Annotated in this window: 17 protein-coding genes and 1 pseudogene; 8 read left to right on the forward strand and 10 right to left on the reverse strand. The window is 61.7% G+C overall.

Annotated elements, in window-relative coordinates; genetic code table 11:
- Window positions 1-21 precede the first annotated feature (21 nt).
- From pheA to rpsA, 4 genes are all read left to right on the forward strand, one after another.
- Window positions 22-1,113: a prephenate dehydratase gene (gene pheA / locus IEJ03_RS06745; RefSeq protein ID WP_192036886.1), complete on the forward strand. Its 1,092-nt coding sequence runs from the start codon at window positions 22-24 to the stop codon at window positions 1,111-1,113.
- 32 nt (window positions 1,114-1,145) lie between these two features.
- On the forward strand, window positions 1,146-3,464 hold the full coding sequence (locus IEJ03_RS06750; protein ID WP_192037220.1) for a bifunctional prephenate dehydrogenase/3-phosphoshikimate 1-carboxyvinyltransferase: 2,319 nt from the start codon (window positions 1,146-1,148) through the stop codon (window positions 3,462-3,464).
- The gene (cmk, locus tag IEJ03_RS06755; RefSeq protein WP_192036887.1) at window positions 3,461-4,144 is read left to right on the forward strand and encodes a (d)CMP kinase; all 684 of its coding nucleotides are present in this window, start codon (window positions 3,461-3,463) and stop codon (window positions 4,142-4,144) included. The genes IEJ03_RS06750 and cmk overlap by 4 nt, the downstream gene beginning before the upstream one ends.
- Before the next feature lie 184 nt (window positions 4,145-4,328).
- Complete coding sequence (gene rpsA / locus IEJ03_RS06760) at window positions 4,329-6,002, forward strand: 30S ribosomal protein S1 (RefSeq protein WP_192036888.1); 1,674 nt, start codon at window positions 4,329-4,331, stop codon at window positions 6,000-6,002.
- Window positions 6,003-6,167: 165 nt separating this feature from the next.
- Here rpsA and bioA read toward each other — a convergent pair whose 3' ends face one another.
- A complete protein-coding gene (gene bioA / locus IEJ03_RS06765) occupies window positions 6,168-7,451 on the reverse strand; it encodes an adenosylmethionine--8-amino-7-oxononanoate transaminase (protein WP_192036889.1) in 1,284 nt (427 codons plus the stop codon).
- 256 nt (window positions 7,452-7,707) lie between these two features.
- On the opposite strand from bioA, the gene IEJ03_RS06770 reads away from it, so the two are divergent.
- Window positions 7,708-8,085 (forward strand): histone-like nucleoid-structuring protein, MvaT/MvaU family, encoded by a 378-nt coding sequence (locus tag IEJ03_RS06770; RefSeq protein ID WP_192036890.1) that lies wholly within the window; start codon window positions 7,708-7,710, stop codon window positions 8,083-8,085.
- Between the two features lie 424 nt (window positions 8,086-8,509).
- Here the strand turns inward: IEJ03_RS06770 and IEJ03_RS06775 are convergent, their stop codons facing one another.
- The 6 genes from IEJ03_RS06775 to pilB all read right to left on the reverse strand — a co-directional run bounded on the left by IEJ03_RS06775 (window position 8,510) and on the right by pilB (window position 14,395).
- The gene (locus IEJ03_RS06775; protein ID WP_192036891.1) at window positions 8,510-9,415 is read right to left on the reverse strand and encodes a DNA replication terminus site-binding protein; all 906 of its coding nucleotides are present in this window, start codon (window positions 9,413-9,415) and stop codon (window positions 8,510-8,512) included.
- 12 nt (window positions 9,416-9,427) lie between these two features.
- Window positions 9,428-9,655 (reverse strand): DNA gyrase inhibitor YacG, encoded by a 228-nt coding sequence (gene yacG / locus IEJ03_RS06780; protein WP_192036892.1) that lies wholly within the window; start codon window positions 9,653-9,655, stop codon window positions 9,428-9,430.
- 95 nt (window positions 9,656-9,750) lie between these two features.
- Entirely contained in the window at window positions 9,751-10,362 is a 612-nt protein-coding gene (gene coaE, locus IEJ03_RS06785; protein WP_192036893.1) for a dephospho-CoA kinase, read from the reverse strand.
- A complete protein-coding gene (locus IEJ03_RS06790; RefSeq protein WP_192036894.1) occupies window positions 10,359-11,222 on the reverse strand; it encodes an A24 family peptidase in 864 nt (287 codons plus the stop codon). Before IEJ03_RS06790 ends, coaE begins: the two co-directional genes overlap by 4 nt.
- Window positions 11,223-11,322: 100 nt before the next feature.
- Window positions 11,323-12,552, reverse strand: coding sequence for a type II secretion system F family protein (locus IEJ03_RS06795; protein WP_192036895.1), 1,230 nt, complete (start codon window positions 12,550-12,552; stop codon window positions 11,323-11,325).
- Between the two features lie 73 nt (window positions 12,553-12,625).
- The gene (pilB, locus tag IEJ03_RS06800) at window positions 12,626-14,395 is read right to left on the reverse strand and encodes a type IV-A pilus assembly ATPase PilB (protein ID WP_192036896.1); all 1,770 of its coding nucleotides are present in this window, start codon (window positions 14,393-14,395) and stop codon (window positions 12,626-12,628) included.
- Window positions 14,396-14,815: 420 nt separating this feature from the next.
- On the opposite strand from pilB, the pseudogene IEJ03_RS06805 reads away from it, so the two are divergent.
- Together IEJ03_RS06805 and IEJ03_RS06810 are read left to right on the forward strand one after the other, a co-directional pair.
- Window positions 14,816-14,929, forward strand: a pseudogene (locus IEJ03_RS06805) (prepilin-type N-terminal cleavage/methylation domain-containing protein); the annotation flags it as partial.
- Between the two features lie 415 nt (window positions 14,930-15,344).
- Entirely contained in the window at window positions 15,345-16,823 is a 1,479-nt protein-coding gene (locus IEJ03_RS06810) for an O-antigen ligase family protein (protein WP_192036897.1), read from the forward strand.
- Between the two features lie 181 nt (window positions 16,824-17,004).
- On the opposite strand, the gene IEJ03_RS06815 is transcribed toward IEJ03_RS06810, so the two are convergent.
- The 3 genes from IEJ03_RS06815 to IEJ03_RS06825 form a co-directional block, all read right to left on the reverse strand.
- Window positions 17,005-18,150: a GGDEF domain-containing protein gene (locus IEJ03_RS06815; protein ID WP_192036898.1), complete on the reverse strand. Its 1,146-nt coding sequence runs from the start codon at window positions 18,148-18,150 to the stop codon at window positions 17,005-17,007.
- Between the two features lie 6 nt (window positions 18,151-18,156).
- On the reverse strand, window positions 18,157-18,747 hold the full coding sequence (locus IEJ03_RS06820) for a hypothetical protein (RefSeq protein WP_192036899.1): 591 nt from the start codon (window positions 18,745-18,747) through the stop codon (window positions 18,157-18,159).
- A gap of 258 nt (window positions 18,748-19,005) precedes the next feature.
- Window positions 19,006-19,287, reverse strand: coding sequence for a hypothetical protein (locus tag IEJ03_RS06825; protein ID WP_192036900.1), 282 nt, complete (start codon window positions 19,285-19,287; stop codon window positions 19,006-19,008).
- A 440-nt stretch (window positions 19,288-19,727) separates the two neighbouring features.
- On the opposite strand from IEJ03_RS06825, the gene IEJ03_RS06830 reads away from it, so the two are divergent.
- Window positions 19,728-21,803 (forward strand): TolC family outer membrane protein, encoded by a 2,076-nt coding sequence (locus IEJ03_RS06830; protein WP_242458073.1) that lies wholly within the window; start codon window positions 19,728-19,730, stop codon window positions 21,801-21,803.
- Window positions 21,804-21,982: the final 179 nt, after the last annotated feature.

Consider the following 21,982-nt stretch of genomic DNA (forward strand, 5'->3'; position numbering starts at 1 on the left):
GGTTAGTGTAGGGGAAATCGAATGAGTGACACTCCCATTGATCTCGATGCGCTGCGTCAGCGTATCGATGGTCTGGATGGCGAGATTCTTCGCCTGATCAGCGAGCGCGCCCAGTGCGCCAGTCAGGTCGCCAAGGTCAAGACCGCGTCCGACCCGGATGCCGTCTTCTATCGGCCCGAACGTGAGGCGCAGGTGCTAAGGCGCATCATGGCCCTCAATCAGGGCCCGCTGGATGCCGAGGAAATGGCGCGGCTGTTCCGCGAGATCATGTCGGCCTGTCTGGCGCTTGAACAGCCCGTCAAGGTCGCCTACCTGGGGCCCGAGGGCACCTTCACCCAGCAGGCCACGCTTAAGCATTTCGGCGACAGCGCCGTCAGCCTGCCGATGGCCGCTATCGACGAGGTCTTCCGCGAGGTGGAGGCCGGCGCCGTCAATTACGGTGTGGTACCGGTGGAGAACTCCACCGAGGGCGTGGTCAATCACACCCTCGACTCCTTCATGGATTCCTCTCTGCGCATCTGCGGCGAGGTGGTGCTGCGCATCCACCATCACCTGCTGGTCTCCAGTAATACCCGGCGCGACAAGGTCTCGCGGATCTATTCTCATCCGCAGTCCTTCGCTCAGTGCCGCAAGTGGCTGGATGCCCATTACCCCCATGCCGAGCGGGTGCCGGTTTCCTCCAACGCCGAGGCGGCCAAGCTGGTCAAGACCGAGTGGCACAGCGCGGCGATCGCCGGTGACATGGCCGCCAAGCTCTACGGGCTCGACAAGATCGCCGAGACCATCGAGGACCGTCCGGACAACTCGACTCGCTTCCTGATCATCGGCAATCAGGACGTCCCGGTCTCCGGCGAGGACAAGACCTCGATCGTGGTCGCCATGCGCAACCAGCCCGGGGCCCTGCATGACCTGCTGGAGCCCTTCCATCGCCATCAGATCGACCTGACGCGACTCGAAACGCGGCCGTCCCGCAGCGGTGTGTGGAACTACGTGTTCTTCATCGATTTCAGCGGCCATCGCGACGATGCGCGGGTGGCCGCCATGCTCGAGGAAGTGAGGCTGCGCTGCGCCGAGCTCAAGGTGCTCGGTTCCTACCCGGTGGGCGTGCTCTGATCATGGCAACATCTTCCGAGCTCCGGGCCGCGATGGCAGGTGAGCAGGCGGCTGATGCCAGTGCGCTCGGGGAGCGGCAGCTGCTGATTGTCGGCCTCGGGCTGATCGGTGGCTCCCTGGCCGCGGCGCTCAAGGCCGGCGGCTTCGGTGGCCGGATCCTTGCCTGCGATCGGGACGCCGACGAAATCGCCCGCGGCGTCGAGATGGGCATCATCGATGGCGGCGATACCGAGCTTGCCGCCGTGCTGCCCGGCAGCACCCTGGTGGTGCTGGCGGTGCCGGTGCTGGCCATGGACGCGGTGATGGGCGAGCTGGTGGCAGGGCTCGAGACGGCCGCACCCGAGGTGGTGATCACCGATGTCGGCAGCACCAAGGCGGCGATCCGCGAGGCCGCCGTGCGCGCCTTCGGCGAACTTCCGACCCATCTGGTGCTGGGGCATCCGATCGCAGGCTCCGAGAAGAGCGGGGTGGCCGCATCCAACTCCCGGCTATACCGTCAGCACAAGGTCATCCTGACGCCTGACGAGGGCACCGCGCCTGCGGCTCTCGCGCGGGTGCGGGCCCTGTGGGAGGCCTGTGGCGCCACGGTGCTCGAGATGCCGGTGGAGCGCCATGACCAGGTGCTGGCGCGCACCAGTCATCTGCCACATCTGTTGGCGTTTTCGCTGGTGGATACCCTGGCGCGTCAAGACGAGCGGCTGGAGATCTTTCGCTACGCCGCCGGCGGCTTTCGTGACTTCACGCGCATCGCCGGCAGTGATCCGGTGATGTGGCGGGACATCTTCACCGCCAACCGCGAGGCGGTGCTTCAGGCGCTGGATGATTTCGAGGGCGGCGTGGCGCGGTTGCGTCACGCCGTGGAGGCGGGCGACGGCGATGCCATGCTGGGCATCCTCGATCGTGCCAGTCATGCGCGACAATATTTCGATACGCTGTTGAACCAGACCAGTTATCAGGCGGGTTATCAGACCATGCAAGACAATTCCATGCGTTACCGGGTCAGCCCCGGTGGCAGCGTCGCCGGGCGTATCCGCGTCCCGGGCGACAAGTCGGTATCACACCGTTCCATTATGCTCGGCGCCTTGGCCGAGGGCGTGACCGAGGTCAAGGGCTTCCTCGAGGGCGAGGACAGCCTGGCGACCCTGCAGGCCTTCCGCGAGATGGGCGTGGCCATCGAGGGACCCCACCAGGGCCGGGTGACCATCCATGGCGTCGGCATGCACGGCCTCCAGGCGCCGGCGGGGCCGCTCTATGTGGGCAACTCCGGCACCGCCATGCGGTTGTTCGCCGGCCTGCTGGCCGGCCAGACCTTCGATTGCGAGCTGACCGGCGATGCCTCGCTCACCAAGCGGCCGATGGGGCGGGTGGCCGATCCGCTGCGCCTGATGGGTGCGAAGATCGATACCGCCGAGGGCGGTCGTCCGCCGCTGAAGATCCACGGTGGCCAGCCCCTCAAGGGCATCGACTACGCCATGCCGATGGCCAGTGCCCAGGTGAAGTCCTGCCTGCTGCTGGCCGGCCTCTATGCCGACGGCGAGACGAGCGTCAAGGAACCGGCGCCGACCCGTGATCACACCGAACGCATGCTCAACGGTTTCGGCTATCCGGTGGCCCGCGATGGCGACACCGCCCGACTGAGCGGCGGCGGGGCGCTTAACGCAGGCCCGATCGACGTGCCGTCCGATATCTCCTCGGCGACCTTCTTCCTGGTGGCCGCGGCGATCACGCCGGGCGCCGATCTGACGCTTGAGCATGTCGGCATCAACCCGACCCGCATCGGGGTGATCAACATCCTCAAGCTGATGGGTGCCGATCTCGAGCTCTCCAACCAGCATGAGGTGGGTGGCGAGCCGGTGGCCGATATCCGCGTGCGCTACGCGCCGCTGTCAGGCATCGATATTCCGGTCGATCAGGTGCCGCTGGCCATCGACGAGTTCCCGGCGCTGTTCGTCGCCGCCGCCAATGCCCGGGGCACGACCCGGCTGCGCGGCGCGGAGGAGTTGCGCGTCAAGGAATCCGACCGTATCCAGGCCATGGCCGACGGCCTCGACGTGCTCGGTGTTAAGAACACCGTGGTGGCCGACGGCATCGACATCCTTGGTTGTGACGACGGCTCCGGCACACCGAACTATGGTGGTGGCCATGTCGACAGCCTCGGCGATCATCGCATCGCCATGGCCTTCACGGTGGCGGGCCTGCGCGCCTCTGACGAGATCCTGATCGACGACTGCGCCAATGTGGCCACCTCCTTTCCGGGCTTCGTCGAGCTGGCGAGGCGCGTCGGTCTCACGGTCACGCCGGAACCTGTGGCCACCGAGTCCGCGCCCAGTGAACAGCAGGAGGATGCATGAGCGACGTCGATGCACGGGTACTGACCATCGATGGCCCCGGGGGCGCCGGCAAGGGCACCATCAGCCGCCTGGTCGCCGAGCGGTTGGGCTGGCACCTACTGGACAGCGGCGCCCTCTACCGCCTGACCGCACTGGCGGCGGCCCGCCATGACGTAAGCCTGACCGACGAGGACGCCCTCGAGTCGCTGGCCGCCAACCTGGACGTGGTCTTCGTGCCCGCCGAGGGGGGCAGCCGGGTACTGCTGGAAGGTGATGACGTCAGCCGCGAGATTCGCACCGAGCAGGCCGGCGACCGGGCCTCTCAGGTAGCGGCGTTGCCCCGGGTCCGCCAGGCGCTGCTGAATCGTCAGCGCGACTTCCTCAAGGCCCCCGGCCTGGTAGCCGACGGCCGCGACATGGGCACCGTGGTCTTTCCTGGGGCGCCTCTCAAGGTCTTCCTGACCGCCAGCGCCGAGGAGCGGGCCCGACGCCGCCATCTCCAGTTGCGGGAAGCGGGGCAGGATGCTAGTCTATCGAGTCTTTTAAAGGAGATTCAGGCCCGCGATGCGCGTGACATGCAGCGCAGCGTTGCCCCTCTCGAACCGGCAGACGATGCCATCGAGCTGGACACCACGAGCCTGACAATTCCGGAAGTGGTGGAACGGGTGAAGGATCTGCTTGCCCAGCGTGGCATTGCTTGATCGTCTAACGATCCATTACGGGCCTCGGGATGATGTAACGACATGGGCGGACAGCACGTACTGAGAGTCCGCTCAGGTCTAACCAGCGCCAACATCCCCGGGGCATATTGCAGTAGGCCCGCACTCGCTGGTGGTGCGGAGAAGGCGGTAAACCGCCATTCAACGTTGATCACGTAGGAACATCATGAGCGAAAGCTTTGCTGACTTGTTTGAACAGTCTCTCCAAGACATCAACATGGAGCCGGGCGCCATTGTCATGGCGACCGTCGTCGACATTGAAGGTGATTGGATCACCGTCAATGCCGGTCTGAAATCCGAAGGCCAGATCCCGTCCGCGCAGTTCCGCGACGAGAACGGTGAGCTGACCATCGGCGTGGGCGATGAAGTCAAGGTCGCACTGGAAGCCGTGGAAGATGGCTTCGGCGAGACCCGCCTGTCCCGCGAGAAGGCCAAGCGCGCCGAAGCGTGGAAAGAGCTGGAAGCAGCCTTCGAGAAGGATGAGATCGTCAAGGGCGTGATCAACGGTAAGGTCAAGGGCGGCTTCACCGTCGACGTGGCTTCTATCCGTGCCTTCCTGCCGGGCTCTCTGGTCGACGTGCGTCCGGTGCGCGACACCGCTCACCTCGAGCACAAAGAGCTGGACTTCAAGGTCATTAAGCTCGACCCGAAGCGCAACAACGTGGTTGTTTCCCGCCGCGCCGTGCTCGAAGCCGAGAACAGTGCCGAGCGTGAAGCGCTGCTGGCTACCCTGCAGGAAGGCCAGCAGATCAAGGGTATCGTCAAGAACCTGACCGACTACGGTGCCTTCGTGGACCTGGGTGGCGTCGACGGTCTGCTGCACATCACCGACATGGCCTGGAAGCGCATCAAGCATCCGTCCGAGATCGTTGCCGTTGGCGACGAGATCAACGTCAAGGTGCTGAAGTTCGACCGCGAGCGTAACCGTGTGTCCCTGGGTCTCAAGCAGCTGGGCGAAGATCCCTGGGTCAACATCAAGGGTCGCTATCCGGAGAACACCAAGGTCAACGCACGCGTTACCAACCTCACCGACTACGGCTGCTTCGCCGAGCTGGAAGAGGGTGTTGAAGGCCTGGTCCACGTGTCCGAAATGGACTGGACCAACAAGAACATTCACCCGTCCAAGGTCGTCCAGGTTGGCGACGACGTCGAGGTAATGGTGCTGGATATCGACGAAGAACGTCGTCGTATTTCCCTGGGTATCAAGCAGTGCACCACCAACCCGTGGGAAGACTTCAGCGCTCGCTTCAACAAGGGCGATCGCGTCGCTGGTAGCATCAAGTCCATCACCGACTTCGGCATCTTCATCGGCCTGGAAGGCGGTATCGACGGTCTGGTGCACCTGTCCGACATTTCCTGGTCCGAGACCGGCGAAGAAGCGGTTCGCAACTTCAAGAAGGGCGACGAAGCCGAAGCCGTCATCCTGTCCATCGACCCGGAGCGTGAGCGCATCTCCCTGGGTATCAAGCAGCTGGACAGCGATCCGGTCGCCGAGTACCTCGCCGTCAACGACAAGGGTAGCGTTGTTACCGGTCGTGTCGTCGAAGTCGATGCCAAGGAAGCGCACGTCGAGCTGTCCACCGATGTCGTGGCCGTGCTCAAGGCGTCCGAGATCAGCGCCGATCGCGTGGAAGACGCGCGCAACGTGCTGAACGAAGGCGACAGCGTCGAAGCTCGCATCGTGAGCGTCGATCGCAAGAGCCGCGTGATCAACCTGTCCGTCAAGGCCAAGGATCAGGACGACACCCGTCGCAACATGGGTCGTCTGCGCGAGCAGGAGTCCGAGGCTACACCGACCACCATCGGTGACCTGATCAAGCAGCAGATGGGTCAGGACTAAGTCCCGACCCGGCGTCTCGGTCCGCCGAGACGCCAAGATGGCTTGAACAAAAACGCCGCCCCAAGGGGCGGCGTTTTTTTGTGTCTGTGTGTCTGGGATGAGTGGCCTGGTTTCTAATGACCTAGTTGCAAAGGAGTCACTTGCTGGGGCAGGCCCTGCGTTTCTTCAGGGCCTCGGCGTTTCGCTCAGGAACCAGTCCTTCATGGTCGTGGTGATCTGGCGCATTTCCTCGGCCTGGGTCACATAGGCCGGCATGGTGTACAACCAGCGGCCGAAGCTTCGCAGCCAGACACCGCGCCTGCGAGCGAAGTCCTGTACGCCCTCGAGGCTTGCGGCATCATGAACCTCGATCACTGCTGTGGCCCCAAGCACTCGCACGTCCTCGACGGCCGGGTGTGCCCTGAGCTTGGCATCCTCGACCAACTCCTGGCGAAGGATGGCGTTCAGGGAGGCGATCTTGCCGAGGTAGTCCTCTTCCTCGAAGACGGCCAGGCTCTCCAGGGCTACTCGGCAGGCGAGGGGGTTGCCCATGAAGGTGGGGCCGTGCATGAAGGCATGATCGGGGTCTTCACTCAGGAAGGCCTCATAGACCCGATCGGTGGCAAGCGTGGCCGCATGACCCAGGTAGCCGCCGGTCAGGCCCTTGGAGAGCACCATAATATCCGGCGTGACACCGGCATGTTCGGCGGCAAACATCTTGCCGGTTCGCCCGAAGCCGGTGGCTACTTCATCGAAGATCAGCAGCACCCCGAACTCGTCGCAGAGCTCTCTTGCCGCCTGTACATAGTAGGGGGATGTCATGTTGAGGCCGCCGGCGGCTTGCAGGAGCGGCTCCATGAGCAGCCCGGCGATCTCCTGGTGGTGTGCCTCCAATACTTCCCGCAGGCCCTGAATGCCGGCTTCCACGGCCTCTCGTGGGGCATCGAAGCCGGCCGTCGGTGCCGGGGCAAAATGATGGGTTGGCAGGAAGCCGGCGAACAGCGAGTGCATGCCTTCCTCGGGATCGCACACTGCCATGCAGCCCGTCGTATCGCCATGATAGGCGCGCATCAGGGAAAGCATGCGATGCTTGCCGGGGTGCCCGCGCTGCACTTGGTATTGCACCGCCATCTTCATGGCGACTTCCATCCCGACCGAGCCGCTGTCCGAGAAGAAGACGTGATTGAGACCCGGTGGTGTAATGCGGACCAGGGCCTGCGACAGCCGGTCGGCCGGCTCATGGGTCAGTCCGCCCAGCATCACATGACATAGGGTGTCGGCCTGCTGCTGAATTGCCGCTACCAGGCGGGGATGACCATAGCCATGAATCATGCACCACCAAGAGCAGGTGGCATCCAGCAGGCGTTCGCCGCTCTCCAGGGTGAAGTGTGCCCCGTCGCCACCGACCACCTTGAGGGCCGGGGGTTGTGTCTTCATCTGTGCATAGGGGTGCCAAAGGACATCTCTCATGGAGCTATACTCTGTTAACCGAAGATTTATGATAGGTTAACAGCAGGTCGTCCCTATGACCATTCCTGGCCGCATATTGACTCCCCACTGGCAATAATAAGGAAGAAAATAAGAAAAAAATAAAGGAGAGACTTGCCTTCGGCATGCTACGTTGTCGTTCTAAAAGAAAATGATTAAACTTGGCTCAAGTCAGATATCTTTGGCTTTACCAACTACCTGTCCCGTAGTGTCCACTAGCAGCATATAAGGAACGGCCATGTCCCTGCTCAATGACTACATGCATAAAGAACAGATGCTCAAGCAGCTCACGGAAGAGCTCCATAAGATGGAAAACGACAACCGCCTGAAGTCCGAGCTGGAGTTCAAGGAAAAGCTCGAAGCGCTGATGAAAGAATATGGCAAGAGCGCAGCCGATGTGATCGAGTTGGTCGACCCCAAGGGCGCCGCGCGTCCGGCGGCAGCCAAGACGGAATCATCCGGCGGTCGTCGCAAGCGCAAGCTGAAGATCTACAAGAACCCGAACACCGGCGAAGTCGTCGAGACTCGCGGCGGTAACCAGAAGACCCTCAAGGCCTGGAAAGACGAGTACGGTAACGATACCGTCGAATCCTGGCTGGTCCGCGTCGAAGAGTGATCTAGGCTCTGCGCCAGACTCGCGCGCCGATATGCCCTCGACCTTGTCGGGGGCTTTTTTATGTCGGCTCGTGTCGGGTTTGAATTCCTGGATCATTCCCTATTGTAAGACGATGCAGGACTTGTCTTTATTGCCAGCTGTCGCCAAATGGCAACAGTTGATGAAGGCGAAAGAAATAGTGCGTTCAATATGCTCTTCGGAAGACGGTGGGGCGGTTGGGTAGACGAGAATGATGCCCCTGCGCTATTTGCGTTAAGCCGGCTGGGCGGGAGCGGTAGTGAGATAAGAGCCAGATAAGCGCCAGAATAAGCGTCAGGATAAGACCCGGAGAAGATCACGGGCACGAAAAAGCGATGACGGAGCCATGACGTTATCGCCATCGTCGATGACTCGTCATTCCGGAGCGAAGTGTGGAGATGCTTTTTTAGCGGTAGCGATAAACCCGGAGGCTCGGCAGGAAGGGCGTCTCTTCCAGCCGTTCATCGCTGCGCTTGGCGCGGGTGCGCTTCTCCTGCGGTGTCGGCAAGGGCTCGTTATGATTCGGCAGTCGACCGTCAGTGCTCGGGATGAACAGGGGAAGCGCGACGTTCATGGCCCGTCGTTCGCGTCCATCGGCCAAGGGCTCGGCGAAGAAGAGGTTGGCCCGCATTAGTGGCGCCTGCTTCTGCACCTGGGCCAGGGGTTCGCTATCGGGAATGCCGGCCAGGTGCTCAAGCTGAATGCGCACATGCGGCGCATCGGCATCCAAAGCCAGCAGTTTCTGCTCGGCCTCGCGCACCGTCAGTCTCTTGATCGAGCGCCCGCTGGAGTACCAGGCCAGGCGGACGCGCGATAGGGGCGCGTTCGCCACCGGCAGGTGCCGCCAGCATTGCTTGAGATGCAATCGGGCGAGCCCCTGGCCGGTCAGGTGCGCATGCAGGGTCGGGTGGCGGAATGGCAGGACGGCCTTGATCTCGGGAATGAGGTCGGCGGCATGCTCGCGAATCCTGACCAGTACCGCAGAAAAGGCGTCCTTGGCAGCGTTGACCTCCCGGACGTGCTCGAGCAGGCGCTCGTCGGCGGCAATCAGGCCGATATAGCTACGCGTCGTGCGGCCATCCTGTCCATCCTGATACCAGAAATCGAGCAGCGCGCCCTTGAGCCAGTCGGCGTCGGGAGTGGGGTGATGCAGTGCCCAGGCATCGGTATGGCCGTCTCGGCATTGCTGGCGATAGCAGGCCACCAGGGCCTCGATGCGCTCGATGATGGTATCGAAGGCCGCCTCGAGTTCGGCCAGCAGCCGATACTGGCGCTGCTCGAGCCTGTCTGGCAGTTGTGGGCCGTCCGACATGGCGATGAGACGCTACTCCTGGCCGCGCTCGGCGCGCATGATCATCTCGTCGATGTCGGTCTCATCCATGGCCGGCTCGCCGGCGATGCGGTGGGACTCATCCGCCCAGGCGCCCAGATCGAGCAGCTTGCAGCGCTTCGAGCAGAAGGGACGATGCAGGTTGGCATCAATCCAGGCCACCGTCTTGCGACACTGCGGGCAGGCGACTTCCAGGGGGCGAGACGTCTGTTCTTGAGTCATGTGAATCCACGGCTGATCTATGTTGGCGTCAGGATGCCCAAACAGTGCGGTCAAGGCAATCCTGATGACGCCTCACAAGGGCGAGGCCGCGCGCCTCAGGAGGTGCTGGCGAGGCCGCGATAGAATTGGTCGAGACGGGCTACCCGGCGGACGAGGGCGTCCGCATTGCCGCTGTTGTCGATGACATCGTCGGCCCTGGCCAGGCGTTCCTCGCGGGGCATCTGGGCGGCGACGATGGCCCTGGCCTGCGCCTCGTCACCGCCGTCCCGATCGACGGTGCGTTGGATCTGTAGCGTCTGCGGCAGGTCGATGACCAGGCGGCGATCGACCAGCCGATGTTGATCGGATTCGAACAGGAGCGGGGAAACCAGCAGGTGATAGGGCGAGTCGGTCGCCGCCATGCGTGAAAGATGCTCGACGATGCGTTCCCGGATGCGCGGGTGGGTGACCGACTCCAGCCAGTGCCGCTCGCACTCATCGGCAAAGACGATTCCGCGCAAGGCGCGACGATCGAGACGGCCGTCGGCCGTCAATACGCCATCGCCGAAGTGCGCCACGATATCATCAAGGGCGGGCTCGCCCGGCGCCACGATCTCCCGGGCGACGTCATCGGCATCGATCCAGTCGATACCGTGGGCGGCGAAGGCACGGGCGACGGTGGACTTGCCTGAGCCGATGCCACCCGTCACGCCGATGGTCAGGCTCATGACACCAGGCCAAGGTAGGCAGCCTGCAAGGGCGCGCCGGCCAGCAGGGCGATCCAGCCCGCCATGGCCAGGAAGGGGCCGAAGGGCATGGGGGCGCCGCGCAGGCGCGGTATGGCGAGCTGAATAAGGATGCCCACCACGGCGCCCACACCGGCCGACAGGATCAGTACCATGGGCAGAGCTTGCCAGCCGAGCCATGCGCCAAGCGCGGCCAGCAGCTTGAAGTCGCCGTAGCCCATGCCTTCCTTGCCGGTGACGAGCTTGAACAGCCAGTAGAAGCCCCACAGCGAGAGATAGCCGGCCATGGCGCCGATCACCCCCGAGGTCAGCATCAATGGCTGGAAGAGCAGTTGATAGCCAAGCCCGACCCACAGCAGGGGCAGGGTGATGATGTCCGGCAGCAACTGAGTACGAAAGTCGATGGCCGCCAGGGCCAAGAGCGTCAGGCAGGCGCCTGTCAGGAAAAGGCTCTCGAGGCTTGCGCCATGAATGGCGAAGACCGCCACCACCAGCGCCATGCCGGCGAGCTCGATCAGCGGGTATTGCAGGCTGATGTGCTTGCCGCAGCCCGCACACTTGCCGCGCCGCTTCAGATAGCCGAGCAGTGGAACGTTATCGTGCCAGGCGATGGAGGCCCGACAGGCCGGGCACTGGGACGCGGGCGTGATCAGGTTGAAGGTCGCCGTAGATTCCTCGTCCTGCTCATCTTCAAGCTCCAGGGCCTCGCGAGCCTCGGCTCGCCAGCCCTGCATCAGCATGACCGGCAGGCGAGTCACCACCACGTTCAGGAAACTGCCCAGGCAAAGGCCGAGCACGATGACCAGTGGCCAGAAGAGGGAAGGCGGAAGATCGGCGAACAAGGAAAGGCTCCTAGTAGTGTTAATGATATCTGGTGGTCGGCGGTGCGGAAGCGAAGTCTATGCGGCCTGGCCGCCCTTGCCGGGCGGTCAGTGTAGTAGGTCAAAGAACGCTACCGAGCTCGAAGATCGGCAGGTACATGGAGACCACCAGGCCGCCCACCAGTACCCCAAGAAAAACGATGATAAAGGGTTCCAGTAGCGACGTCAGGGCATCGACCTTGTTATCGACTTCCTCTTCGTAGTAGGCGGCCACCCGGTTGAGCATGGCATCCAGGGAGCCCGCCTCCTCGCCGATGCCCACCATCTGCACGGCCAGAGCCGGAAACTGTTCAGTGAGGCGCATGGCGAAGTGCAGCTGCTGGCCGGTCGAGACGTCATCACGGACCTGCTGGATGGCGCGTTCATAGACCTTGTTGCCCGAGGCGCCGGCAGCGGTATTGAGTGCCTCGACCAGCGGCACCCCGGCGCCGAAGGTAGTGGCAAGCGTGCTCGAGTAGCGCGACACCGAGGACTTGTCGAGGATGTCGCCGATCACCGGGATGCGCAGCGCGAGGGCATGCATGCGATAGGCGAAGGGTTCTGAGCGTCTCATGCCCTGGCGGATCAGCATGATGGTGCCCACCAGCAGGATGATACCCCACCACCAGTACTGCTGGGCGAATTCGGACATGGCGATGGTCATGCGGGTAGGCGCAGGGAGCTCGGCACCGAAGCCATTGAAGAGGCTTTCGAACTGAGGCACCACCTTGATCAGCAGCAGGGCGGTGACGCCGATGCCGACCCCTATCACGGCCACCGGGTAGTAGAGCGCCTTCTTGACCCGGCCCTTGAGGGTCTCGATCTTTTCTTTGTAGGCGGCCACCTTCTCCAGCATATGATCCAGCGCCCCGGACTGTTCGCCGGCCTCGATCAGGTTGCAGAAGAGCTGGTCGAAGTGCTTTGGGTGCTTGCGCAGCGCTTCCGAGAAACTCGAGCCGGCCGCGACATCGTCCATCAGCTCCTGTACCAGGGCGCGCATGACCGGCTTCTTGAGGGTCTCGGCGACTACCTCGAACCCCTGCAACATGGGCACGCCAGCCTTGATCATGGTCGCCAGCTGGCGGGCGAAGATCATGATGTCCCGGGGCTTGATTGTGCCCATGCCGCCACCGAGGCCGCTCTTGCGGCGGATATTCTTGACCATGATGCGCTGGCCATTGAGGACGCGCTCGACTTCCGCCTTCTCGGTGGCGATGAGCTCGCCACTGACGCGGCGTCCCCCCGGGCCCTTGCCGGTCCATTTCCACTGGTACAGCTTGGACTTGACAGCTGACTTGGGCTTGCGTGCCATGGGCGACTCCCTGAGCGCATGTGATCCACGTTCGCTTCTGCGGGCCTCTCGTGGCCTGAGGCGTAACGCGCCTTCAATCCTTGGTGATACGGTTGATCTCTTCCAGGCTGGTCAGGCCCTGCATGACCTTGTAGAGACCGCTGCGGCGCAGGTCGGGGTGGCCCTCGAGGCGGGCCTGTTCATGTAGCTCCATGGCATTGCCGTTGCGCATGATCAGCTGGCCGATGGCCTCACTGATGGGTACCACTTCGTAGATGCCGACCCGGCCCTTGTAACCGAGGGTACACTGCCTGCAGCCGACCGGATGGTAGAGGGTGGCCGCGCGGATTTCATGCTCCTCGAAGCCCTCCTGTCGCAGGGCTTCCTCGGGGATATCGGTCGGCGCCTTGCAGTGCGGGCAGAGCTTGCGCGCCAGGCGCTGCGCAATGATCAACGAGATGGAACTGGCAATATTGAAGGCCGGAATGCCCATATTGGACAGGCGGGTCAGGGTCTCGGCGGCAGAGTTGGTATGCACAGTGGACATTACCAGGTGGCCGGTCTGGGACGCCTTGACGGCGATCTCCGCGGTTTCCAGGTCACGGATCTCGCCGACCATCACCACGTCCGGGTCCTGGCGAAGGAAGGCGCGCAGGGCGCTGGCAAAGGTCAGGCCGATCTTTGGCAACACGTTGACCTGATTGACCCCGGGTACCTTGATCTCGACCGGATCCTCGGCGGTGGAGATATTGCGCTCGCCGGTATTGATGATATTGATCCCGGTATAGAGCGAGACGGTCTTGCCGCTGCCGGTGGGGCCCGTGACCAGGATCATGCCCTGGGGCTCGGATAGCGCCTTCTCGTACATCTCCCGCTGCGCCGGGGTGAAGCCCAAAGCGTCGATGCCCATCTGCGCGGAGCTGGGGTCGAGGATACGCAGCACCAGTTTCTCGCCAAATACCGTCGGCAGGGAGCTGACGCGGAAGTCGATGGAGCGCTGCTTAGATAACTTCAGCTTGATGGCGCCATCCTGAGGCAGGCGACGCTCGGAGATATCCAAGCGTGACATCACCTTAAGACGCGCGGCAATACGGGTGCGCATGCCGAAGGGCGGCCGGGCCGCCTCGACGAGGATGCCATCGATGCGCAGGCGAATGCGATAGCTGGTCTCGTAGGGCTCGAAGTGAATGTCCGAGGCGCCGCGGCGGATGGCGTCGATCAACACCTTGTTGACGAACTTGACGACCGGCGCATCGTCGCTGCCCGCGGTGATCGCCTTGTCGTCGTCGGTGTTCTCTTCTTCGTATTCCAATCCCTCGAGGGCATCGTCGGCATCGTCAAGATCACCGAAGAGTTCGGCATTTTCATGATGGCTGAGGTAATTCTCGAGGACCGGTCCCAGCTGGTCCACCGGCGCCAACACGCCTTCAACCGTCAGGTTGGTGGCAAATTGCAGTTCATCGAGCTGCGCCAGTATCGAGGGGTAGGGCACGGCGACCGTCAAATGATGCCCACTGCGTGCGAGCGGCATGACGGTGAGCTTGCGCAGAATCTTCTCCGGCATCTCGTTGGCGGGAGGAAGGCTCGCCAGCCGCAGGCCATCGAGGTCGATCAGCGGCAGGCCATACTCCCAGGCCGCCGAGAGCGCTGCGTGTCGCGCTGGCACCAAGCCGTTCTCGACCACATGGCGCATCACCGAGACGTCTTCTTCTTCCGCCTCTTTCACGGCGCGAAGTGCCGCCGCCTCGGTCAGGAGGCCATCCGATACCAGGCGAAGAGGAAAGCCGCGCAGCGCCGATGAGGCAGGCGTTCCGTAGGCTGGGGTTCCCGGGTAGGCCAGTGTCGGCGACTGTGTATCCTCCATGTGCACTCCTTATGATCACGACGCGGCAGGAGACGGCAACCTGAGCACGCCTACTCATTCTAGCTCACTAGATGCGGTTAAGGCACGAGCATGAGGTAACCCCGGCTTCGTGACCTGTATCATGGTATGAGTCAGTAGTGTCAAATCATCGCTGATGTCGTCCACAGATGGTCTTGTCGCTGCTAACCGGCTGTACTAGGGTGGGTGCTGTCATGCATCAAAGTTTAAATCGTTGATTCTAACAAGGCTTAGTGCTTGCAGAACAGGCAACACCAAGCTACTTATATGATACATGCAATGGACTTAGGGAAGGCATCAGCCGACGACCCGACCAGGCATGAAGCAGCACACACGTCCAAGATGGGCGTTCATTCGAGGGGACGAGACATGAAGAAGCAGGGTATGAAGCACCTCAAGGGAATGCAGAATGGTCAGGGAGGCTTTACCCTGATCGAGCTGTTGATTGTGGTGGCGATTATTGGCATCTTGGCGGCAATTGCTATTCCACAGTATCAAGACTACACCGCAGATTCTGCGGATAAGGCTTGCTTGTCAGATATGCGTACCTACGGTTCGGCTGTGGCAATAGAAAGGAATCAAGGCAACGACGCTCCTGATGTTGACACTGTGCTCCCCAAGTACAGTGATACTGGTGCCGGGGAAGAAGGTGAAACTGCTTGTTCTCAGATAACTGCTACCGCAGGTACTTCAAATATCACGGGCACTGCGTACTCTCCTGGTGGATCCGTTACACTTGATATTGGTATTAGTGGGTCGTGAGAGTGGTTTCAGAATTTTGATGTAATAAAAATTTTGACCAGAACCGCATAGTGCTATTCAGTCAGCGGCCGGCAGAGATGTCGGTCGCTTTTGTATATGGGTTGATACATTTTTTGGGTTGAAAGCCTGTAGGTCCTGTTTGTGAGTTAGGCTGCTTAGGATGCTCAAAATGACAAATAAGTACCTACATCATACCCTTGCGAGCGGCTGGCCCCCTTTGGTTTGTTGCCTATGCGTTGCCGTAGGTGTGTTGTTGCCTTGGCAGCTAGGGACGTTGGCCTTTTTCGATATTCAGCGTGGGATTCAATGGCTTAGCCTTGGTCTGGTTGTGGGTATTGCGGGATTTCAGTGTCGCTTGCTGATTTATCGAAACCTGGTGGATTATGTCTCCACTTGTCTCCACTTGTCTCGGCTTGTTGCTGTCTTGCTGGTGGGGCTGGTTTTGTGGCAAGTCTCCTTTGGCGGCCTGGCGATGTTGGAAATGGCCTATCTGGTGCTGCTGGGATCAGCGATTATTGTGGTTGCGGTATCGGTTAAGTGCTATTCGCTTCTGGGGTGGACGTTGCTGGGCGGGCTGCTGACGCTTTTAATACTCATCTATGCTTTATTGGCCATTTACCATATCTTTCTGGTTTGGGGCTTTGCCAATCGCCACGATTTCGGGCCGGGCTTCGCCAACGTCCGTTTCTTTGCCGATGTGGCGGTAGGAGTAATGCCGCTTGCGCTACTCTATGTCGTGGCGCGCCCGAGACCCTCAAAAGTGGCGGCGACACTTTGCTTAGCTCCCTTGTCGGTCTGGTGGTGGCTGCTTTGGGTATCCGAAAGCCGTGCGGCACTGCTGGGGCTCTTTGCCGGCTTGCTTTGCGCGCTCTGGTTATTCGGGCGCGCTGCTCGTTGGCCGGTGACGTTGCTGTCCGTTTCCGGTGCGTTGGGGCTGGTGGGTTGGTGGATCCTCAATCCCATCGGCGGCGGAGGCGGTGATGGAGTTGAAGGTGCCTTTTTGCGCGATATTACCTCTAGCAGTGGGCGCCTCTCGCTATGGGTTGACGCACTGCGCTATGCCGTTGAGCATTTCCCGGTGGGTATCGGGCCCATGGGGTTCGCCGCGGATGGCAACCTGCGCAGTGCTCATGCCCATAATCTATTTCTTAACCTCATGGCTGAGTGGGGGCTTCCGCTGGCGATGCTCCTCTTGGCAGTGCTGATCCATGGTTGCCGGTTGATTATACGGCGTTCCCGTGCTCGTCCGGTCGTGGATAGACCTCTATACGCCTGTTTGGTGATGGCCTTCGTCGGCGTCATGACAAATGCGCAGTTCGCTGGTTCGCATATTATCCCGCTCAGTGCATTGGTAATGGTGCTGGCGATCGGTTTGGTATTTGGCTATAGCTCCACCGGTGAGTCGGGGCCTCCTGAATGCTCGGGCCCTGTGCCGATAGGTGCCACTCTGCTCTGGGCTTGCTTGGTGTTGATGCTGGCTTATATGCTTCATGCAGGGCTTGAGCTCTACTGGCTCTCTATTGATTCCACCCAGACCTGTTTTGAGGAACAGGGGCGTATTTATTTGTACCCGCGTTTCTGGGCTCAGGGGCGATTAGAATGCATGCAGATGATCGCACCGGAGCATTGGCTGTTTTGGCACTTATAGGTTAAGGAGAGCAGCTGGTAACTGCCCCTCAATATCTTTACTTTCATGAAATCGGTGGATTGAGTTGCAGCCACTAATGGAGGGGCTAGGTCTGTAGCCAGACGCTGGGACAGGCTGCTTGTTGCTTGCTGGGGGGAGTGGTTGGATATTGGTCGCTTGGTCTGCTTGACTGATAACAGGATCAATACACCACCACCCTATCTCGCCCGCCGGTCTTAGCCCGGTACAGCGCTTCGTCGGCTTGGGCGTAGAGCGCATCGAAGTTGTAGTCTTCAATGCCGCGGATGCTGGTCACGCCTGCGCTGACGGTGAGGGGGACGATGTCGTCGCCGTGGGGAATCACTAAGTTACCGATGCCACGATGAAGGCGCTCGCATAGTTCATAAGCGCCCTGTGCGTCGGTGTCGGGCATCAACAGGCAGAATTCCTCTCCGCCGATGCGCGCGACGACATCGGATTCCCGCACCAGCTGGGTTAGCGTTGTGGCCAGCTGTTTCAGTACTTGATCGCCGAAGGGGTGGCCGTATCGATCGTTGATATGCTTGAAGTGGTCGATATCGATGATGGCGAGGCTAACCGATGCGCCGCTGCGCCTGGCGAGTGCCAGGGTCTGTCTGGCCTGAGCCATCGCCGAGCGGCGATTCTCGAGGCCGGTCAGCTCATCGGTGATTGAGAGAAGCTCGAGGGCGCTTTGCTGGCCGAGAATCTTGTCGATAGCGATCAGCAGTCCGAGGATGACCACCAGCACCAGGATACCCAGGGCGACGATGATCTGGGTCATCACCGTCATGATGCGTTGCTGCTCGGTCGCGCCACTGATCATCAGCGCATGCAGTTCGCTGTAGATGTAGGCCAGGCTGTGTTCGATGCCAGCTGTCAGTTTATCTAGTTGCTCGCGCTGGTCGGGGCGCTCAAGCACCGATTCGGCAAGGGGGTGCGCCTGCTTAAGAAGGGCACCCAGTCGGGCGAACTCCTGCATGATCTGCGCAAGTTCATCTTCTGGCAGATTGCTGCGTTGAAGGTAATGCGCGATGGTCGTCTGGCGGCTGTCGATGACCCACAGCGCCTCGATCAGCTGTTGCTGGTGGAGTGGCTGTGGGTGGTCGAGCAGGTTAAGGCTGGCCTGTCGCAGGGCATCGCCATCGTGCTGGGCCCGGACGATCTCGCTGGCGAAGGCGATGTAGTCGGCATCCAGCTGCTTCTTGGCGTAGCTGGCATAGAAGGCGATGGCGATCACGGAAAGCCCTGCCAATAGCAGGAAGCTCACCCAGATCAGCAGCTGGCGCCGCGGGAGTCTCAGGCTCAGGCGTGCCTTGTCGGTAGTCACGGCCCGTCAGCTCGCGTTGATCCTGTTCAGTGACCAGATCCATTTGTCGAAGGCTTCCTGCCCTTCGAGCACGGCCTCTTCATCGGCGGGCACTACCAGCATCAGCGGGCCTTGCTGGCTCCGGGGAATGGGTGAGCCATCGAAGCGTGTGACCAGCAGGTAGGTCTTGTCGCTGAGCTGGGCAGGCGACAGGAAAACGGAGTAGTTGTCGACCGCCACCAGGCGCAGCCGTTCGGCGTCGTCCAGCGCATGAGAGGCGAGCAAGTCGTCCAGCAGCACGCCACTGTAGACACCCTCAGGCCCCTCGGGGTGTTTCATGCTGGCCTCGAAAAGTGGCAGGCGCTCGATATCGGCGAGCGACAATTTCTCTCGCCGGTCGCTGGCCTGTAGGGTGAGGACCGGCGTGGTGTCCTGGGAGGGCGTAAGCGGGCTTGGCGTCAGCTCGCCGGCCTGCAGGCCGGTGCTGAGCAGCAGTCCTGTCAGTAACCCTGTCAGCAGCACCGCCAGGCGGTCGCGTCTTCGAAGAAAGCCGGCTTTTCTTGCGCTGGCGACCGCAGTCGATCGAGTTCGGAACAGACGTTTGCTGAACATCATCATGATTTTCCCTGCATGGCCCAGGTCGCTCGGTCTGGAACCGGCGCCGTAGGCTTATGTTGTTTCGGCAGCGGTGGTCACCCAGTCCAAGCATGAGAGCCTTAGATGCCATCATCTTTTATCATGAGTGACTCTAGTCGAGGGCTCGGCTTCTGTGAACTGGGCTGGGATGTAAGCCAAAGCCTGGGCCCTCCATGCGCCGTAGGGAGAGGGTCAACGCTCTGCCATGCCCGGGGTGCCTCTAATACACGGCCTGCTCTTCTAGTACATGGCCTGCTCTTCGCCGACGACTTCCTTGAGCAGCTCGAGATAGAGCTTGTCGGCCTCCGAGTGCTCGCTGGGGTCTTCGGGAATATGCACGCTGGTGGTGTCGGAGATGTCATTGGCGATGCGGGCCATGATCTTGGCATCCGAGCCCTGAGCCAGGTGCTGGCGGGCTACCACCAGCGATTGTTCGAGGATCTGCGGGTCCTGCAGCAGCTTCTTGATGAACCCGCGTAGTTCGTTGATGACGCGTGTTTTCTGGATTTCGGATGCGGACATGGTGAGCTCCTCGTGAAAGCAAGAATGCCGGGCAGGAGGACTGCCCTAGTAATGGCGTGACCATAGCATATTGAGAATGGGGGCGGTGAGCCCGTGAGGGAAGAGCCGTTGCCGTCATGAGGGTAGAGAAGTGAACTGAGAAATTATTATTAGAATGTGCTAAACCTAGGTGTGTGGCCTTGTCACCGTTACCTTGCATTCAGCGTTGGATGTTCGTCGCAATAATGTGTGGCATATACTCAGCTTAATTTGTGGCAGATTTTTGGATGCTGTCTAATAAGTTCACTGATGATCGCCTTTGCCCGGCAACAGGTCTCTGCCAGGACGCGCCTGGCTCACAGAATGGACGACATGCCATGCCATACCTTCTTCCCGCAGCTGTTCCTCGGACGGTTGCTGCTCGCCTCCGTGTCGCCCCCCGCTGGCTGACAGGAGGGTTATTGATAGCGTCCATGATGCAGGCGGCCCCTGGCCTGGCTCAGGAGGCTGGCACCGCCACGCTCACTTCCGCCGTGCGCCAGGCGGTCAACGGCAACCCGGAGGTGCAAGCCGCTTGGCATGCCTTCCAGGCCTCGGCTGATGAAGTCGATGTGGCGCGTGGGGAGTACTTGCCGAGCGTCGATCTCACCGCGGCGGTTGGCCGCGAGGATGTCGACGACGATGGCGCCGACAGCTATAGCACCGATTATGTCGAGCTATCGCTGACCCAGATGCTGTACGACGGTTTCTCTACCCGCAATGAAGTCGCGCGGCTCGATCGCGCCAGGCGGGTGCGCTTCCTGGAGTTGCTCGATACCAGCGAGAAAGTGGCGTTCGAGACCTTCCGCGCCTACGAGGATGTGCGTCGCTATCGCGAGCTGGTGGCGCTGGCACGGGACAACTATGCCAAGCATCTGCGGGTGTATCGGCAGATCGAGGAGCGAGTGGCTTCCGGTGCCGGGCGCCGGGTGGACCTGGAGCAGATCAGTGGCCGCCTGTCGCTGGCAGAATCGAACCTGATGACCGAGGCTGCCAACCTGCATGACGTCAGTGCCCGCTTCCAGCGCCTGGTAGGCCGGGTACCGGCGCTTAGCCTGGCGCCCACGCCGGCGCTGAGCGAGCGCCTGCCTGCTTCGTTGCAGACCACGCTCAACGAGGCCTACCGGGGCAATCCCGGCTTTCATGCCGCTATCGAGAATATCGAGGCCACCCGCAAGGAGCTGGCGGGTACCCGCTCGGCCTTCCAGCCTCGGCTGGAGCTCCAGGCCCAGACCGGGCGTAACAACTGGAGCTCGGGTTCCGCACGTCGCGACGGCCATACCGCCGAGCTGGTTGCCAGCGTCAACCTCTATCGGGGTGGCAGCGACCTGGCCCGGTTCCGGCAGGTCAGCGACGAGGTCGAGCGCAGCCTCAGCCTGCGCGACCAGGAGTGTGTGAGCCTGCGCCAGACGACTTCGATTGCCTATCAGTCGGCGCAACGGCTCGAGGAACAGCAGCGCTACCTGAATCAGCATCGTCAGCATATCGACCGGGTGCGTGGTGCCTACCAGCAGCAGTTCGATATCGGCCAGCGGACCCTGCTCGACGTCCTGGATAGCGAGAACGAGTATTTCGATGCCAGTCGTGCCTATGCCAATGCGCTCCATGATCAGCGCATCGCCCAAGCGGAGACCCTGTCGGCCATGGGAGCGCTGCTCGCCGAGCTCGAGGTCCGTCGTGATGGGTTGCCGTCGCTTGGCGAACTGGGAGGCCAGGGCGCAGTGACTGACCCCGGCGCGATCTGTCCAGCGCAGGGTCCGGCCAGGTTGACGCTCGATGACCTGACCACTGGTCTCGATGTGCCCAAGGCCGCCTCGCCCGACATCGTGCTCTCTGCGGATGCGCTCTTCGCCCCGGGCAGCGCCGAGCTTTCACCCCGGGCCAGGGATGAGCTCTCGGGGCTGGCGGCGGAGCTCAAGGCCCGCAATGACCTGGTAGGGATCGTGATCGCCGGCCATGCCGACAGCACCGGCAGCGATGCCGTCAACGAGCCGCTGTCCCAGGATAGGGCCGACCGCGTAGCCGGTTACCTGGCGACGCGGGGCGTGTCACGTGACCTGCTCGAAGCGCGTGGTTTCGGTTCGCGTCGGCCGATGACCACCAATGCCACGGCAGAAGGCCGCCGCGCCAACCGCCGCGTCGAGATCACTTTGGAGACGCGGGAGGTCGGTTTTCATGCCTCGCCGGGGCGCCCGGGCTCCCTGTCCGCTGCCTACGCAGCTGTGTCCGACGCAGCCCCCGCAGCCCCCGCAGCCCCCGTGGCCACAGATGTCGCCTACATCCAGATCGTCGCCCTGAGTGCGGCGGATCGGGCCATGGCCCTCAAAGAGGACCTGACGACACGGCTGGGAGGTGAGCTGCGGGTACTGAGTGGAGAGAGGCTGCATCGGGTGCAGGTCGGCCCGATCGCCAAGCAGGAGGTGCCTGTCCTGCAGGCGGAACTCGAGTCGCTGGGCTATACGGATTCCTTCGTCGTCGCAACAGATCAGCCCGGCTGAGTTCTCTAAGCACTTGTGCCGGCATGAGTTGCCGGCACACCACTCCACCCATGTCTTGAGTTCACGCCTCAACCCCAACACAATGCGCCGGTTTGTCGCCTTTCTTTTTTCACAGAGCGTTCGAGATTCTATTGACCAGTGATGCCCGCAAGGCCAAGGATGCCGCCACCCAGCCAGCG

The sequence above is a fragment of the Halomonas sp. YLGW01 genome, assembly GCF_014840935.1.
Classification (GTDB): domain Bacteria; phylum Pseudomonadota; class Gammaproteobacteria; order Pseudomonadales; family Halomonadaceae; genus Onishia.